20 protein-coding genes are annotated in these 13,142 nt (G+C 64.5%); 10 read left to right on the top strand and 10 right to left on the bottom strand.

Annotated elements, in window-relative coordinates; all coding sequences use genetic code 11:
* The first annotated feature begins 54 nt into the window (after positions 1-54).
* On the top strand, positions 55-798 hold the full coding sequence (locus tag J6525_RS29035; protein WP_225647203.1) for a tyrosine-protein phosphatase: 744 nt from the start codon (positions 55-57) through the stop codon (positions 796-798).
* Positions 799-870: 72 nt separating this feature from the next.
* On the opposite strand, the gene J6525_RS29030 is transcribed toward J6525_RS29035, so the two are convergent.
* Entirely contained in the window at positions 871-1,077 is a 207-nt protein-coding gene (locus J6525_RS29030) for a hypothetical protein (RefSeq protein WP_035634033.1), read from the bottom strand.
* A gap of 134 nt (positions 1,078-1,211) precedes the next feature.
* Positions 1,212-1,901: an SGNH/GDSL hydrolase family protein gene (locus J6525_RS29025; protein WP_092086471.1), complete on the bottom strand. Its 690-nt coding sequence runs from the start codon at positions 1,899-1,901 to the stop codon at positions 1,212-1,214.
* A 125-nt stretch (positions 1,902-2,026) separates the two neighbouring features.
* On the opposite strand from J6525_RS29025, the gene fabG reads away from it, so the two are divergent.
* Positions 2,027-2,707, top strand: coding sequence for a 3-oxoacyl-ACP reductase FabG (gene fabG, locus J6525_RS29020; RefSeq protein WP_225647202.1), 681 nt, complete (start codon positions 2,027-2,029; stop codon positions 2,705-2,707).
* On the opposite strand, the gene J6525_RS29015 is transcribed toward fabG, so the two are convergent.
* Positions 2,704-3,108 carry a GrlR family regulatory protein gene (locus J6525_RS29015; protein WP_225647201.1) on the bottom strand — a complete coding sequence of 135 codons (405 nt, stop codon included), beginning with the start codon at positions 3,106-3,108 and terminating at the stop codon, positions 2,704-2,706. The genes fabG and J6525_RS29015 overlap by 4 nt on opposite strands.
* Positions 3,109-3,181: 73 nt before the next feature.
* Between J6525_RS29015 and J6525_RS29010 the strand changes: the two genes are divergently transcribed.
* The 3 genes from J6525_RS29010 (at position 3,182) to J6525_RS29000 (ending at position 4,669) form a co-directional block, all read left to right on the top strand.
* On the top strand, positions 3,182-3,865 hold the full coding sequence (locus J6525_RS29010) for a DUF2161 domain-containing phosphodiesterase (RefSeq protein WP_225647200.1): 684 nt from the start codon (positions 3,182-3,184) through the stop codon (positions 3,863-3,865).
* 106 nt (positions 3,866-3,971) lie between these two features.
* Entirely contained in the window at positions 3,972-4,271 is a 300-nt protein-coding gene (locus J6525_RS29005) for a putative quinol monooxygenase (RefSeq protein WP_225647199.1), read from the top strand.
* An 89-nt stretch (positions 4,272-4,360) separates the two neighbouring features.
* Positions 4,361-4,669, top strand: a complete 309-nt coding sequence (locus J6525_RS29000; RefSeq protein WP_016843036.1) for a hypothetical protein — start codon at positions 4,361-4,363, stop codon at positions 4,667-4,669.
* Between the two features lie 136 nt (positions 4,670-4,805).
* Here J6525_RS29000 and J6525_RS28995 read toward each other — a convergent pair whose 3' ends face one another.
* A complete protein-coding gene (locus J6525_RS28995; protein ID WP_225647198.1) occupies positions 4,806-5,426 on the bottom strand; it encodes a GNAT family N-acetyltransferase in 621 nt (206 codons plus the stop codon).
* Between the two features lie 140 nt (positions 5,427-5,566).
* On the bottom strand, positions 5,567-5,965 hold the full coding sequence (locus J6525_RS28990) for a PaaI family thioesterase (protein ID WP_092086487.1): 399 nt from the start codon (positions 5,963-5,965) through the stop codon (positions 5,567-5,569).
* Between the two features lie 148 nt (positions 5,966-6,113).
* Between J6525_RS28990 and J6525_RS28985 the strand changes: the two genes are divergently transcribed.
* The gene (locus tag J6525_RS28985; protein WP_225647197.1) at positions 6,114-6,902 is read left to right on the top strand and encodes a cobalamin-binding protein; all 789 of its coding nucleotides are present in this window, start codon (positions 6,114-6,116) and stop codon (positions 6,900-6,902) included.
* Between the two features lie 105 nt (positions 6,903-7,007).
* On the opposite strand, the gene J6525_RS28980 is transcribed toward J6525_RS28985, so the two are convergent.
* Complete coding sequence (locus J6525_RS28980; RefSeq protein WP_225647196.1) at positions 7,008-8,285, bottom strand: ArgE/DapE family deacylase; 1,278 nt, start codon at positions 8,283-8,285, stop codon at positions 7,008-7,010.
* Between the two features lie 54 nt (positions 8,286-8,339).
* A complete protein-coding gene (locus J6525_RS28975) occupies positions 8,340-9,032 on the bottom strand; it encodes a pyridoxamine 5'-phosphate oxidase family protein (RefSeq protein WP_376708573.1) in 693 nt (230 codons plus the stop codon).
* Positions 9,033-9,137: 105 nt separating this feature from the next.
* On the opposite strand from J6525_RS28975, the gene pdxR reads away from it, so the two are divergent.
* Genes pdxR through J6525_RS28960 form a run of 3 tightly spaced genes read left to right on the top strand, consistent with a single transcriptional unit; the run spans position 9,138 to position 11,105 of the window.
* Positions 9,138-10,652: a MocR-like pyridoxine biosynthesis transcription factor PdxR gene (gene pdxR / locus J6525_RS28970; protein ID WP_225647195.1), complete on the top strand. Its 1,515-nt coding sequence runs from the start codon at positions 9,138-9,140 to the stop codon at positions 10,650-10,652.
* A gap of 46 nt (positions 10,653-10,698) precedes the next feature.
* Positions 10,699-10,848, top strand: coding sequence for a hypothetical protein (locus tag J6525_RS28965; RefSeq protein WP_016843044.1), 150 nt, complete (start codon positions 10,699-10,701; stop codon positions 10,846-10,848).
* An 11-nt stretch (positions 10,849-10,859) separates the two neighbouring features.
* Positions 10,860-11,105, top strand: coding sequence for a DUF6719 family protein (locus J6525_RS28960; RefSeq protein WP_051110164.1), 246 nt, complete (start codon positions 10,860-10,862; stop codon positions 11,103-11,105).
* A 47-nt stretch (positions 11,106-11,152) separates the two neighbouring features.
* Here the strand turns inward: J6525_RS28960 and J6525_RS28955 are convergent, their stop codons facing one another.
* Both J6525_RS28955 and J6525_RS28950 read right to left on the bottom strand, forming a co-directional pair.
* The gene (locus J6525_RS28955; protein WP_018271325.1) at positions 11,153-11,560 is read right to left on the bottom strand and encodes a hypothetical protein; all 408 of its coding nucleotides are present in this window, start codon (positions 11,558-11,560) and stop codon (positions 11,153-11,155) included.
* Between the two features lie 41 nt (positions 11,561-11,601).
* The gene (locus J6525_RS28950; RefSeq protein ID WP_225647194.1) at positions 11,602-11,982 is read right to left on the bottom strand and encodes a hypothetical protein; all 381 of its coding nucleotides are present in this window, start codon (positions 11,980-11,982) and stop codon (positions 11,602-11,604) included.
* Between the two features lie 212 nt (positions 11,983-12,194).
* Between J6525_RS28950 and J6525_RS28945 the strand changes: the two genes are divergently transcribed.
* The gene (locus J6525_RS28945; RefSeq protein ID WP_076832039.1) at positions 12,195-12,419 is read left to right on the top strand and encodes a hypothetical protein; all 225 of its coding nucleotides are present in this window, start codon (positions 12,195-12,197) and stop codon (positions 12,417-12,419) included.
* A 43-nt stretch (positions 12,420-12,462) separates the two neighbouring features.
* Here the strand turns inward: J6525_RS28945 and J6525_RS28940 are convergent, their stop codons facing one another.
* Positions 12,463-13,020 carry a CreA family protein gene (locus J6525_RS28940; protein WP_028332339.1) on the bottom strand — a complete coding sequence of 186 codons (558 nt, stop codon included), beginning with the start codon at positions 13,018-13,020 and terminating at the stop codon, positions 12,463-12,465.
* Positions 13,021-13,142: the final 122 nt, after the last annotated feature.

Genomic DNA, 13,142 nt, shown 5'->3' with positions numbered 1-13,142 from the left:
GTCTGCGCCGCTATTCCTGCGCCAAGACCTCATCAGCTGCAACAGGCCCGCCCGATGTCCGAAGCCCCTGCCCGTCATCTCAATCTCGCCGGCGCCAGCAATTTTCGCGACCTTGGCGGCTACCAGACGCACGACGGGCGGACGGTGCGCTGGCGCCAGATCTTCCGCTCCAACCATCTTGCGCATCTCACCGAGCAGGACGTTGCCGTGGTGCGCTCGCTCGGGGTTAGGAGCGCGTTCGATTTTCGCGGCGTCGCCGAGCGCGCCGAGGCGCTGTGCGGCATGAGCGACGTCACCGTGCATTCGCTTCCCGTCGAGCCGACCGTGGTGGCTTCGCTGCGCGAGATCGCCGGCAACCGTCAGCTCTCGGAAGCCGATGCGATCGACGTGATGCGGGACTCCTACCGGGGCTATGTGCAGGACAACACGGCGCGCTACCGCACGCTGTTTGCTCATCTATTGGAAGACCGGGCGCCGCTCGTGATCCACTGCACCGCCGGCAAGGACCGCACCGGATTTGCCTGCGCGCTGATCCTGCACGCGCTCGGCGTGTCCGAGCAGGTGATCGCGGACGACTATCTCCTGACCAACCAGTTCTACAAGCGCGACCCGGCCCATAGCACCGAGTTGCCTGACGACGTCAAGCAGGTGCTCGGCACCGTGCGCGCGGCGTTTCTGGAGGCTGCATTCGAGGCGATCGATGCCGACTATGGCGGCCTCGACGGTTATTTCCGCGACGGCCTCGGGCTCGGCCAGGCCGAGCGCAAGGCGCTCGAAGGCCGCTATCTGCAGGCCTGATCAGTTCGCCCGACTTTTCGAGCGACGTGCACACCGGTTCGCGTGAAGAAAACGCGGCTGAACTAAAAAAGCTCAGGCCGCTGCGGCCTCGAGCTCGAGCTCCGCATCGAGGTCGGCAATCACATCCTCGAACGCCGAGATCGCCTGCTGGATCGCGGCGATCTGCATCAATTCCCAGCTGCCCACTGGTCCCTTGCGGTTTTGCAGCGCCACCACGAGATCGCGCCGCTGCTCCTTAAGCTGAACCAGCGGTAAACCGTGATCCGGAAGATTTCCCATTCGCATAACCCCTACCTTGGCTGGAGTTCCGCTTCTAAGGAAAGGGTTCTGCAAACGACTTACAGAACTGCTGCAAATTTTATCCAACAAGCCCTACCCCGTAGTCTTACGTAGTCGGGCCGACGTCGTTGGGCTTACGTGATCGCCTCCGGCTTCAAGGCGTCGTCGATCGCGCCGAACAGCGACTGGGTTACGCAATTGGTCGCCCATTCGCTGGTATGAAGCTGCCCGCCATCGTCGAGCTCGGCGAGTGGAATCCCGTCATCGGTCCAGCGCTTCATCAGCGCGAAGCGACTGAACAGATTCACCTTCTTGTTTGCAGTCACTTCGGCGATCATCGGCATGATCACGTTGGCGAGATTGAGCGCAGCTTCCGTGCCGACGATCGCCTGCGTGTACTGGGAATCCATCACGACGACGTCAAGCGGAAGCGCCGCGAGCACGTCGAGCCCGGCCTCCAGCGTCGCGCGCACCTCGGCCGGATTGTAGCTCTTATAGACGGCGTTGGTGCCGACTTGCCAGATCACCAGCACCGGCGCCTCAGCCGTCACGTCGGACTCGATGCGCGAATATTCCTCCGGCGCCTCCTGCCCGCCGATCCCGCGATTGATCACATCGATCATCCGGCCGAAGAAGCGTTGCCGCAGCAGCATCTCGAGCCGCGGCGGGAACGGCAGGATGTTGTCGGCGCCCGCGGTCGACGACGATCCAAGCGCCACCAGCTTGATCTTGCGCTGATGCCGCAGCGCATCCGCGAAGTGCGGCAGCTTATGTCCGAACCTGACGAGGTCGAGATGGGTTTCGCACGGTCTGGGTGTCGGCATCGCAAACATCCTTGAGATGAATGAATTGATGAATACGCGCAGTAGGCGACGAAATTGGCGGCATTGCAAATGAATTCCGCCTGATCATAGTGGGCATTCGTTTGCTCGCGAATGCGGAGACCGCCATGCAAGGAAAAGCCATCGTCATCACGGGCGCCCTCGGCGCGCTTGGCAAAGTGGTCGCCACAGAGGCGCTGGCGCGCGGCGCGCGCGTCGCCGGCATCGATCATGCCGCGTCATCGCTTGCGGCGACGGCCGACCATATCGAGCTGGGCGGCGTCGACCTCACCGACACGGCGCAGGCGACGGCCGCGATCGACAAGGCGGCCTCGCATTTCGGCCGGCTCGACGGGCTGATCAACATCGCCGGCGGCTTTACCTTCGAGGCGGTCGGCGACGGCGATCCGGCGACCTGGCAGCGCATGTATGCGATGAACGTGATGACGGCGCTCAACACCTCGCGCGCCGCCATTCCGCATCTCACCAAGTCGGGCGCCGGGCGGATCATCAATATGGGCGCGCTCGGCGCCTTGCAGGCGGCCTCCGGCATGGGTCCCTATGCCGCCTCGAAGGCCGGCGTGCACCGCCTCACCGAGTCGCTCGCTGCGGAACTGAAGGGCAAGGTCACGGTCAACGCCGTGCTGCCCTCGATCATCGACACCGCCGCCAACCGCGCTGCGATGCCGAAGGCCGACATCTCCAAATGGGTGACGCCGAAAGAACTCACCGAGGTGATCCTGTTCCTCGCCAGCGATGCCGCGAGCGCCGTCACCGGCGCGCTGCTGCCGGTGAACGGGCGGGTTTAGTCCGCGACCAGCAGCCGCAGCTTCGACCTGAAGCGGATGCTCTGCTTGCCGGCGAGCGCCATGCCGTCACCCTCGGCGGTCTGGTCGGTGTAGGTGCCGGTAAAGCCGATCGTGACCACCTTGCGTTCCCACACCGGGCGCTCGCCATAGGTCGGCGAATGCTCCTCGTTGGTGACCTCGCCCTTCCACTTACCATCGGCTGCGGTGTAGCTGCCGTAGGCAAAGAAAAACGAGTCGCCGCCGCGCATCTGTCCGTCGCGCAGCACCATGACGCCCTGGTTGCCGCCAGAGACGCCGTCGAGAAATTCGACGGTGATATGATAGAGCCCGTTCCGGATCATGAGCTGCGCCTGGTCCGGTTCCGACAATAGCCGCTCGGCGGTGCCTTGGGCAAATTCCATCCGCCCTCGGCGGGCCCAATTCCGCGCTATGCTGGCGCACCGAGTCGCGGCCGATGCCGCAGGAGCCTGCCTGTTGGAAACCGCGCTTTATCTGCCCGTCAAACGCTTCCTGGAAAAGCTCGGCTTCACGGTGAAGGGCGAGATCGGCGGCTGCGACCTCGTGGCGCTGAGCGGCGATGATCCACCGGTCGTCGTGATCGGCGAACTCAAGCTCGCCTTCAATCTCGAACTGATCCTGCAGGCGGTCGATCGCGCCGGCGCCGCCGACGAAGTCTGGATCGCGGCAAAGGTGTCGGCCCGCGGCAAGGGCCGCGAGAGCGACGCGCGCTATCGCAATCTGTGCCGGCGGCTCGGCTTCGGCATGCTCGGCGTCACCGATCGCGGCGACGTCGAGGTGCTGGTGCGGCCGCCGACCGCGGCGCCCCGCCGCAATCCGAAGAAGCGTTCACGGCTGATTACCGAGCACCAGAAGCGCAAGGGCGATCCCGCAATGGGCGGATCGACGCGGGCGCCGATCATGACCGCCTACCGGCAGCAGGCGCTGGCCTGCGCCTGTGCGCTTTCCGATGGGCCGCGGCGGGTGCGCGAGCTCCGCGCGGATATTCCCGACGCCGGCAAGATCCTGCTGCATAATGTCTATGGCTGGTTCGATCGCGCCGAACGCGGGATCTATGTGCTGACCGATGCCGGCCGCGCCGCGCTGAAGCGCTGGCCGCAGCAGCAGACGAGTGCATCCGGGGCAGAAGCCACCCCGTAGAGCATGATCCGGAAAAGTGCGAAGCGGTTTTCCGAAAAGATCATGCTCAAACAAGAACCTAAAGCGCGATGATGACTTGGCTTCATCGCGCATTGGAGGGGGAATCATGATCGTCGTTACCGGCAGCGTCACCGCCCGCCCCGACTCGTTCGACGAGGTGCGGCGGCTGAGCCTCGAGCACGTGCATCGCTCTCGCATCGAGCCCGGTTGCATCTCCCACGCGGTCCATGTCGACTGCGAGAATCCGTTCAGACTGATGTTCCTCGAGCAATGGGCCGACCGCGCCGCGCTGGCGGCGCATTTCGCGGTCCCTGCGTCACGCGATTTCGTCCGCTCGCTGCAATCTCTCGCGGCCGCGGCGACCACCATCGAACTTTATGACGCTCACAAGATTGAGAGACTCTAGCTGCATGGCTGGATTGCCATCTCACATTCATATTGCAATGCAACATTGGGGACCTTACGTATCTCCCGCGATTCAATGATGAGGCGGCGATGAGCGGAGACTGGAACACCAAGTATGGCACCCGGCGCGTGCGGCACGATCCGCCGACGCTGGAAGAAGCAATCTTCGCTGCCATCGGCATCACCGATGACGTGGAGGCCCAGGCCGAGATCGCGTCGGCCCTGATGGGGCTGCCCTATGACGACGTGCTCGCCGAGGTGAAGAAGACCGCGCGCGTCAGTGCCCGCACCGGCACGGCAACCCGCGTCATCGCCGGCGAACAGGGCGCACAGCGCTCCGTGGTGGTCGAGCGCCGCGTGGTCCGCCGCTTTGCGACCGACAAGCGCACCGGCACCTGAGACGCACCATCCAATTGCTGAAAGAAAGAGGGCAATCCATTGAGTGGATTGCCCTTTTTCGTTTGATCCGAGATTCTTGTTGGGCGCGTGTCCTTCACGCGAACCGGTATCCACTTCGCTTGGAAACGCTGCCGATTCAGGCCGCCCGGCCCCAGCCGGAGATCTGCATCACCATGCGCCAATACGCGCGGTTCATTTCGACGATCGCGTGCGCAGCCTCGACCGGCGTCACCGCGGCGACAGCCGGCGCCGCTTCGGGCTGCTGCTCGCTCAGGTCGATGCTGCCGGTCGACTCGCCATGACGGAAGGTCAGCTGGGCACCGAACTTGGTGGCGAGCGCCCGCATCGCATCGTTCTGGGCGCCGGTGGTGATGCGCAGGCTGCCGTAGCCCTTGGCATGCGCCTCGGCGATCAGCTTGCGGAACAACGTGCTGCCGACGCCCTTCCGCCGCGCCGACCGCTCGACGCTGAAGGCGATCTCGGGCTGGGCATCCGGTGACTGCTCCGGCGGATGCAACTCGGCCGCGCCGCGGACCACGCCGTCCTCGAAATAGGCGATGATGACCGTGCCGTCATTGGCGCAGCGCTCGGCGTAGCGGCGGATGAAACTGTCGTCGATGAAGCCATGAAAACGATCATGACGGCTGGTGCGATCCAGCCGCAGCAGGTGATCGCGCAGCAGAGGAAGCTCTTCCTGCTGGCTCAACGTCCGCACGGTGCCCTTGGCCGCCGTCGAACGAATGGAATCATAGTTCATTTCATAACTCCTCTTGGTAGCCCTCGAGGAGGCGTCGAGTCCCTAGCAACCCCTATATTGTGCGACGCACCATAAAATTCAAGTACTGAGATTCATTCAATTAAGGCATGTGGTGATTGGTAAATCACATTATCGCCCTATCATAGTACCAGCTGTGTCTGGGTCACCACCGCGACCAGCTTGCCGTCTTCGGTCTCCAGCCTGGTCTGCCACACCTGGGTCCGCCGTCCGCGGTGAACCGGTGTTGCGGTCGCAATCACGGTCGTCCCCTCCTTGGCACCGCCGATGAAGTTGGTCTTGCTCTCCAGCGTCGTGGTGCCCTTGGCGTCCTCAGGCAGGTTGAGCACGGTCGCAGCGGCGCCGACCGAGTCCGCAAAGGCCATTACCGCGCCGCCATGGATCGTGTTGCGGAGGGTGCAGAGGTCCGGCCGCACCACCATTTTCGCGACCACCCGGTCCTGATCGGCCTCGGTGAAGGTAACGCCCTTCAGTTCCGCAAACGGCATCTTCATCGACTGGATCTTTTCGAGCGGCGTCATGGGCACTCCCTGCTTTGTGGCCTTCTTCGAGGTTGATATCGGCATGATGGATTGCCCGAGCGGGCCCGGCAATGACGTCTGAGGTAATGGCGCAAATGACGTCATGACATCAGTGACAATGTGCCTCCGAGCCTGCATATCGCCTGCCATGCGCGACTTCCCTCCCCGTCGGATCGTCTGCCTGACCGAAGAGACGGTCGAGACGCTCTATCTGCTCGGCGAGCAGGACCGCATCGTGGGCGTCTCCGGCTACGCGGTGCGGCCACCGCAGGTCCGCCGCGAGAAGCCGCGCGTGTCGGCGTTCATCTCCGCCGACATGCCAAAAATCCTCGCGCTCGACCCCGATCTGGTGCTCGCCTTCTCCGATCTGCAGGCCGACATCGTGGGCGATCTCGTGCGCGCCGGCGTCGCCGTCCACGTCTTCAACCAGCGCGACGTCGCCGGCATCCTCGCGATGATCCGCACTTTGGGCGCAATGGTCGGTGCCGCCGACCGCGCCGACCGGCTCGCGCAACACCTCGAACAACGGCTGGCCACGATCGCCGCAACGCCGCGTCCGCCACCGCGGCCAAAGGTCTATTTTGAGGAATGGGACGATCCCCTGATCAGCGGCATCGGCTGGGTGTCCGAACTGATCGAGATCGCCGGCGGCGAGGACGCGCTGCCGCACCTGCGCGTTCACAGGGCGGCCAAGGATCGCATCGTCACGCCTGACGCTGTGCGCGCGGCGATGCCCGACGTGATCCTGGCCTCCTGGTGCGGCAAGAAGGTCGTGCCCGACCACATCCGCAAGCGTGAGGGCTGGAGCGACATCCCGGCGGTGCGCAACGGCCGCATCGTCGAGATCAAGTCGCCCATCATCCTGCAGCCCGGCCCCGCGGCGTTGACTGACGGGCTCGATGCGATCGTGAAGGCGTTGTGGCCGGAGCCCCCTTAAGCTCTCGCCGTCGTCATTGCGAGCGAAGCGAAGCAATCCATGTCACCGCTTGCCGAGAAATGGATTGCTTCGTCGCTTCGCTCCTCGCAATGACGGAGAGACTACCTACGCCTTTTCCACGCCGCACCATTCCGCGATGAACAGCGCCATCGCCTTGGTTGCCTTCCGCAGCGAGTCGAGCTCGACATATTCGTTGAAGCCGTGCATCGCCGCGCCGGTGGCGCCGAAGCAGAGGCTCGGGATGTTGTGGTTCAAGCCGTAGAAGCGCGTGTCGGTCAGCGCGGTGAAGGCGCGGTCTTCCACCGCGCCGCCATAGACGACCTGGTGCGCCTTGGCGAAGGCAGCTTCCGGTGCCTCGGAGTTCACCAACTCGTAGCCTTCCGACAGGAAGCCCGACCATTCGACCTGCGGCGGATTGTTGGAGAGGAAGCGATGATCGCGCGCCGCCGCCGACACGCAAGCCAGAATCTCCTTCTGGCACTCGGCGATCGACCAGCCCGGCAAGACCGCGATGCGGCAGTCGACGTCGCACCAGGCCGGCACGCTGGAGGCCCAGTCGCCGCCCTTGATGATGCCCGGATTGAAATTGATCGGGTGATTGACGTCCTTGAAGTGGCGGTCGGCCTTGGCGCGCTCGTTCCAGGCGATCTCGAGTTGCTCCAGCGCGTGCACCAGATGATACGCCGCCATGATTGCGTTCGAGCCCGCGCCGGCCTCGAACACATGCACCGGGAAACCGCGCACCTTCAGGCGGAACCAGATCACGCCGACCTGCGAGCGGATCATCTTGCCGTTGGTCGGCTCCGGGATGAAGCAGGCATCGGCGCGATAGCCGCGCTGCAAGGTCGAGAGCGCGCCGACGCCGGTGCTCTCCTCCTCGATCACGGACTGGAAGTGAATCCGCGCGGTCGGCTTCAGGCCGGCCTTCCCGATCGCATCCAGCGCGTAGAGCGCGGCGATGGTGCCGGACTTCATGTCGCAGGCGCCGCGGCCATACATCCTGCCGTCCTTGATGACGGGCGAGAACGGCGGCGTCTCCCACATCTCGAGCGGACCGGTCGGCACCACGTCGCAGTGGCCCTGCAGGATCAGCGATTTGCCGGCATTGGTGGCCGGGCGGTAGGTGCCGACCACCGTGCGCGCCTTCGAGAAATCATGCTCGATCGGGCCAAAGCCGCGCAAATCCTTCAGTTCGTCGAGATTGATGTGCCAGTCGTCGACCTCGTAGCCGCGCTCGCGCAGGAGATCGCCGATCATGTCCTGGCACGGCCCCTCGGCGCCGCGGGTCGACGGGATCGCGACAAAGGCCTGCGTCGTCGCAAGCTGCGCATCGAATCCCTCGTCAACGGCGGCAAGGATTCGTTGTTGCGTCTCGGCAGTCATGCTTTGGCTCCATCGGGAAAACAGATCAGGCGGGAGCCGCAACGTAGCCCGATTTCACTCCGCGGGGTATTGCGCAAAATGGGCGTCCCGCAATGCATCTTCGAGCAGCCGGCCTTCCGAATAGCCATCGAGCGTCTTCGGCCGCGTCACGCCGTCGAGTAGCCGCGGACACGGCTCGGGCGCGCCGAGCACGGTGCGCACCGGAATGCGCTCGGCATAGATCGGCAACTCGTAATCCTCGTCATCGTCGGCGACGCCCTTGGCGCGAATTTTTGCCGAGGCCTCCTCGATCTCCATCGCGATGAACGAGGTCGCCTTGATCTCCTGCTTGTTGCTGGCACGCAGGCTCGCGGTGCGCTCGGGAAAGAAACGGTCGACCATCGCGACGATCGCGCGTTCCTTCTCTGCGGAGTCGGTGACGAGATAGGCTGACCCGAACGCCATCACCGCGCGATAGTCGGCCGAGTGGTTGAAGCCGCAGCGCGCCAGCACCAGGCTGTCGAGATGGGCGACCGTCAGGCACACGCGTTGCCCTTCGGACTGGTTCTCCAGCATCCGGCTCGCGCTCGAGCCGTGCCAGTAGAGCCTGGTGCCCTCGCGCCAGAAGAAGGTCGGCGTGCAATAGGGCTGGCCGTCGATCACGTAGGAGACGTGGCACAGCATCGAGGCGTCGAGGATCTTGTGCACGGTGGCGTGGTCGTAGAAGCCGCGGTCGTGGCGCCGCTTCACGCGGCTGCGGGACGACATGGGATAGGACGGAGCGGATGCGCCTTCGGTCACGGTGAGCCTTTCGAAATCTGGAATCTGTCCAGAGTTGTAGCTGCTCATTTGGTCTGCGATAGTGCCAATTCCATGCGAAAAATTCCGACCAATTCCCGGGAGCCCGCGGCGCGCAAGGTCGAGCTGCCGCTCGACCTCGGCGGCCCGCACGTGACGCCCGGCGCGGCCTCGCAGCAGCGGCTCTATCAGGCGCTGTGCCACGCGATCGTCGGCGGCCTCGTCAAGCCGGGCGAGCCGCTGCCGCCGTCGCGCGCGCTCGCCAAGCAGACCGGCTTCCGCCGCAACGCCGTCACCACGGCCTATGAGCGGCTGATCGCCGACGGCTTTGCGGTGGCAACCACGGGCTCCGGAACCTTCGTCGCAGCGCGCATTCCGGCTCAGGCCGCCGCGCCGCGCCGCGCAAGGATCGTGATCGAGCCGCCTCAACACAATGCGCTGTCGCTCGGCTGCACCCATATCGACGAGCGCGCGCTGCAGCGCTTCCGCGCCTTCGCCGGCCGCAGGCTGCGCGCGTTCGGGTCCGAGCATCTGCATTACGGCGATCCCCGCGGCAGCAGCGAACTGCGCGCCGCGATATCGGACCATCTGCTGTCGGCGCGCGGGCTGCGCTGCGACCCCGACCAGATCATGCTGGCGTCCGGCACGCTGCATGCCCTGCGCATCGTGCTCGGGGCGATCCTCAAGCCCGGCGACCAGGTCTGGTGCGAAGACCCCGGCTATCCGGCGGCGCGGCGCGCGATCGAGCATTGCGGCTATCGTCCGGTGTCGGTGCCGGTCGACATGTCGGGCATGCGCATCGACAAGGGGCGCGCGTCCGCGCCGCAAGCGCGCGCTGCCTATGTCACGCCCTCGCACCAGTTTCCGCTCGGCGTGCAGATGTCGATGCCGCGCCGGCTCGAGCTGCTCGACTGGGCACGGGATGCCGGCGCCTTCGTGTTCGAAGACGACTACGACAGCGAGTTCCGCTACGACGGCGCGCCGCTGTTGTCGCTGGCCGGCATCGATCATCTGCGCCGCGTGATCTACATGGGCACGTTTGCGAAGACGCTGTTTCCGGGATTGCGGATCGGCTATTGCGCCCTGCCCGAAGCCTTGATCGGTCCGGTAACGGCGGCGCGCGCCGCGCTCGACCGCTTTCCCGCCACGTTGATGGAAGGCGCGGTCGCCGACATGCTGAACTCCGGCGCCTTCGCGGCCAACTTACGCAAATCGCGCAAACTCTATCGCGAGGCGCGCGACGTCCTGGCGTCGACGCTTGCCAACGCATCGGAGGGCGAGCTCACGGTTCCCGTGCCCTCGCAGGGCCTGCACCTCGTGGCGCGGCTCGATCCCGCGACCGATCGGCTGATTGCCGCGCAGGCAAAGGCTAATGCCGGCGTCGGCGGCTGGCTGCTTGCCGAGACCTATCATCGCGCGCCGCCACTGCCCGGCTTCGTGCTGGGATTTTCCGGCCATCCGGTTCCGCAACTCGTTGCATCGGCGGAACGATTGGCGAAGACAACGCTCGCCGCGCTGCGCGCGACGCGCAAGACATCGGTCAAGCCATCCGCCAAGCCGCAGCGCTCTAGGAGAATCGCAGTCACCTGACTAAGGTCGCCCGCGTTCAGTCAGTGTCCGCTTACGGAGATACCGGATGCCAAATCGCAACGTCCTGTATCTCGTGATCGCCGCATTGGTCGTGATCGCAGGCATGCTCGGCTACAATCTTTATCAGGCGAAGAAGCAGCCCGAAGGCCTTCAGATCAATGTCGGCCCCGACGGGCTCAAGATCCAGAACAAGTAAAGGAGGCTGCGATGCTGCGCTTGGGATTCGTCGCGCTGGTCAGCGTCGCAGCCCTTGGCGCGATGGCTCAATCCGCCGCAGCTGAGCAGTCCTACATGCGTGAGGGCGACATCGTCGATCTGCGGGTCGGCCAGCGCGTCCTTGTCGATGACGGCTCGTGCCCGGCCGGGCAGATCAAGCAGGTCGTCGGCTCCAGGCTGAGCCAGAACGGCGTGGTGCGGACCAGCAGCTGCGTGCCGCGCCTCGCCAAAAAGTAAAACGCCCCGCTGTCGCGAGGCGCTGCGGTCCTCATTTGAGGCGCGGCTCAGTTCGAGACCGGCTCGAACATGCATTGCAGGGTCGGCTTGGCGATCTTGGTGAAGGTCGGGCCGATCTCGCCCTGCTTGGACGGGGGCACCCAATCGGTCTCGATGGTCGGCACGCCGGTCTCGCTGATGCCGCGCAGCAGCGCCTGGCGCAGGTCGGGATCGTCCACGGTCGCGGCGGCGTGGTCGTGCAGGCAGCCGCACACCGCCTCGGGATGCGCCCAGCGGCCGAGCATATGCGGCGCGCATTGCCGCACGAACTCGTCGCGCGGTTCAGGCACGCGGTACAGCGAGCGGATCTGCATCGATTCGAGGGGGAGCTGGGATTGGGCCTGCGCGGCGCCCGCCAAGGGCCCCATCAGGACAAGCGATGCCAACATCGCGGCGGAACAGATACGGAGCACCATTGGGAGAGCCTTTACCGGCAGTTCTGTTTTTTGCGTCGCGCTCAGTTGGCCTGCGCTAGCACCATCGGGACCGGGGTGACTACCGGCGAGCCGTTATAGGAGAAGGTGCCGATCCCGGGCAAACCGCTGTCCGGCGAGCCTGCCATCGACGAACCGGCCATCACAAAGGCGAAGGCGAGGATCAGGCGCATGGTTCGCATCTGACAGTCTCCGTTATTCCGCTCGTCGGCGTCCGGCGCCGTTGTGTGACGGTCTGATAACGATCTGCCGTTTCCGGAGTTCTGCGGAACAAGCCGAAAATGGTTTCGTCGGAACTCGAATTGTTTCGTCGACCAGCGGTCCACGAAACATTCGCCGGAAAACACCAATGATTTCAGCGGCAGGAGCGTGACTGAAAAGCTGTTGAAAACTTCGCGCGACAATGCCGGACCCCGGCCACTGCCGAAGCGACGGCCAATTATGCGTGCAAACTGAACGAGCTACCGCGCTTTGTTAACTTTCCTCTGCTGAGAGAGGAAGCAGCACAGCAGGGGCGGCGGTGAACCGGGCGGCGGTTTCGTCGACTCATATCTGGGCGCCGTGCAACCATCATCGTGGTGGCACGTTGTGGTAATCCCTCCCGATCCAACGAAGGATGTCAGTCGTGGGCAATGGCAACATCGGTGTTGGCAATGAATCCGCGGCGAGCAAATCCGGCCAGCAGCAGATGACGGCCGCGATGCCGCAGCAAGGCGCTTATGTCATGGGCGACAATGAGTGCGCGCCGCAGAAGCTGGTCCGCCTCGTCGGCTGCCGCGACTCGAAGGTCAAGCCGGGCCTTGGCATCAGCGCGAAGCAGTTCGGGCAAACCGAGCGCTAGCTCGCCCACCGCCTCAGCCGCCTGGGCCAAGCCCCTGCTCCAGCTATTGAATGAACTCGCCGCACTTCTGCACGGCAGCATCGGCCGCGCCCCACGGCATGATCGGCACCGACGACGTCGAGTTCTTTGGCGAGCCCTCGATCAGGCGGTCCGAATAGACCATGTAGACCAGCACATTGCGCTTGGCGTCGCAGCCGCGCACGATCTGCATCTTCTTGAAGAACAGCGACCGGCGCTTGCTGAACATGTCATCGCCCTGCCCGAGCTTGGTCTTGAAGCGGATCGGCCCGATCTGCCGGCAAGCCAGCGAGATATCGGAGACTTCCTCGGCAAGGCCAAGCCAGCCCTTGAAGCCGCCCCTCTCCGGCACCGTAAAGTGACAGGCGACGCCCTCGACCTCGGGATCGTCGACGCCATAGGTCGCGAGCTTGTCGTTGGGGCTCACCCATTTGAACACGGTGGAGCGGCGGAAGATCAGGTCCGGCTCGTCGGCCGCGACCGCAGGACCTGCCTGCCCCAAAGCCAGCAACATCAGCAGCACCGCGCATCCCCATCGAGACAACCGTCGCAGGTCACACAAGCTCACAGTTCTCGATGTCATTGAGGTCTCCGCGGGGTGGGTCCCGCCTATGTAGTGCGCAAACACCACACAGGAAGGCGCTGACAGTTCGGTGATCGAACGCGGCGCTTTAACCTCTTGTGAGGCTTTTTTGTTACTCTTTC

Origin of the sequence: Bradyrhizobium australafricanum, from assembly GCF_020329495.1 — a bacterium.
Classification (GTDB): Bacteria; Pseudomonadota; Alphaproteobacteria; order Rhizobiales; family Xanthobacteraceae; genus Bradyrhizobium; species Bradyrhizobium australafricanum.
Note: the sequence above shows the minus strand (reverse complement) of the source record. Positions and strands in the feature narration are given on the sequence as shown.

Bases quoted from the DNA above. Each gene is read 5' to 3' on its own strand.
- J6525_RS28960 (WP_051110164.1), top strand. From the start codon at position 10,860: ATGCTGCGCTTGGGATTCGTCGCGCTGGTCAGCGTCGCAGCCCTTGGC.
- J6525_RS29035 (WP_225647203.1), top strand. From the start codon at position 55: ATGTCCGAAGCCCCTGCCCGTCATCTCAATCTCGCCGGCGCCAGCAAT.
- J6525_RS29030 (WP_035634033.1), bottom strand. From the start codon at position 1,077: ATGGGAAATCTTCCGGATCACGGTTTACCGCTGGTTCAGCTTAAGGAG.
- J6525_RS28965 (WP_016843044.1), top strand. From the start codon at position 10,699: ATGCCAAATCGCAACGTCCTGTATCTCGTGATCGCCGCATTGGTCGTG.
- J6525_RS28945 (WP_076832039.1), top strand. From the start codon at position 12,195: ATGTCAGTCGTGGGCAATGGCAACATCGGTGTTGGCAATGAATCCGCG.
- J6525_RS28955 (WP_018271325.1), bottom strand. From the start codon at position 11,560: ATGGTGCTCCGTATCTGTTCCGCCGCGATGTTGGCATCGCTTGTCCTG.
- J6525_RS29005 (WP_225647199.1), top strand. From the start codon at position 3,972: ATGATCGTCGTTACCGGCAGCGTCACCGCCCGCCCCGACTCGTTCGAC.
- J6525_RS29025 (WP_092086471.1), bottom strand. From the start codon at position 1,901: ATGCCGACACCCAGACCGTGCGAAACCCATCTCGACCTCGTCAGGTTC.
- J6525_RS28980 (WP_225647196.1), bottom strand. From the start codon at position 8,285: ATGACTGCCGAGACGCAACAACGAATCCTTGCCGCCGTTGACGAGGGA.
- J6525_RS28940 (WP_028332339.1), bottom strand. From the start codon at position 13,020: ATGACATCGAGAACTGTGAGCTTGTGTGACCTGCGACGGTTGTCTCGA.
- fabG (WP_225647202.1), top strand. From the start codon at position 2,027: ATGCAAGGAAAAGCCATCGTCATCACGGGCGCCCTCGGCGCGCTTGGC.
- J6525_RS28985 (WP_225647197.1), top strand. From the start codon at position 6,114: ATGCGCGACTTCCCTCCCCGTCGGATCGTCTGCCTGACCGAAGAGACG.
- J6525_RS28975 (WP_376708573.1), bottom strand. From the start codon at position 9,032: ATGTCGTCCCGCAGCCGCGTGAAGCGGCGCCACGACCGCGGCTTCTAC.
- J6525_RS29015 (WP_225647201.1), bottom strand. From the start codon at position 3,108: ATGGAATTTGCCCAAGGCACCGCCGAGCGGCTATTGTCGGAACCGGAC.
- J6525_RS28990 (WP_092086487.1), bottom strand. From the start codon at position 5,965: ATGACGCCGCTCGAAAAGATCCAGTCGATGAAGATGCCGTTTGCGGAA.
- J6525_RS29000 (WP_016843036.1), top strand. From the start codon at position 4,361: ATGAGCGGAGACTGGAACACCAAGTATGGCACCCGGCGCGTGCGGCAC.
- pdxR (WP_225647195.1), top strand. From the start codon at position 9,138: ATGCGAAAAATTCCGACCAATTCCCGGGAGCCCGCGGCGCGCAAGGTC.
- J6525_RS28995 (WP_225647198.1), bottom strand. From the start codon at position 5,426: ATGAACTATGATTCCATTCGTTCGACGGCGGCCAAGGGCACCGTGCGG.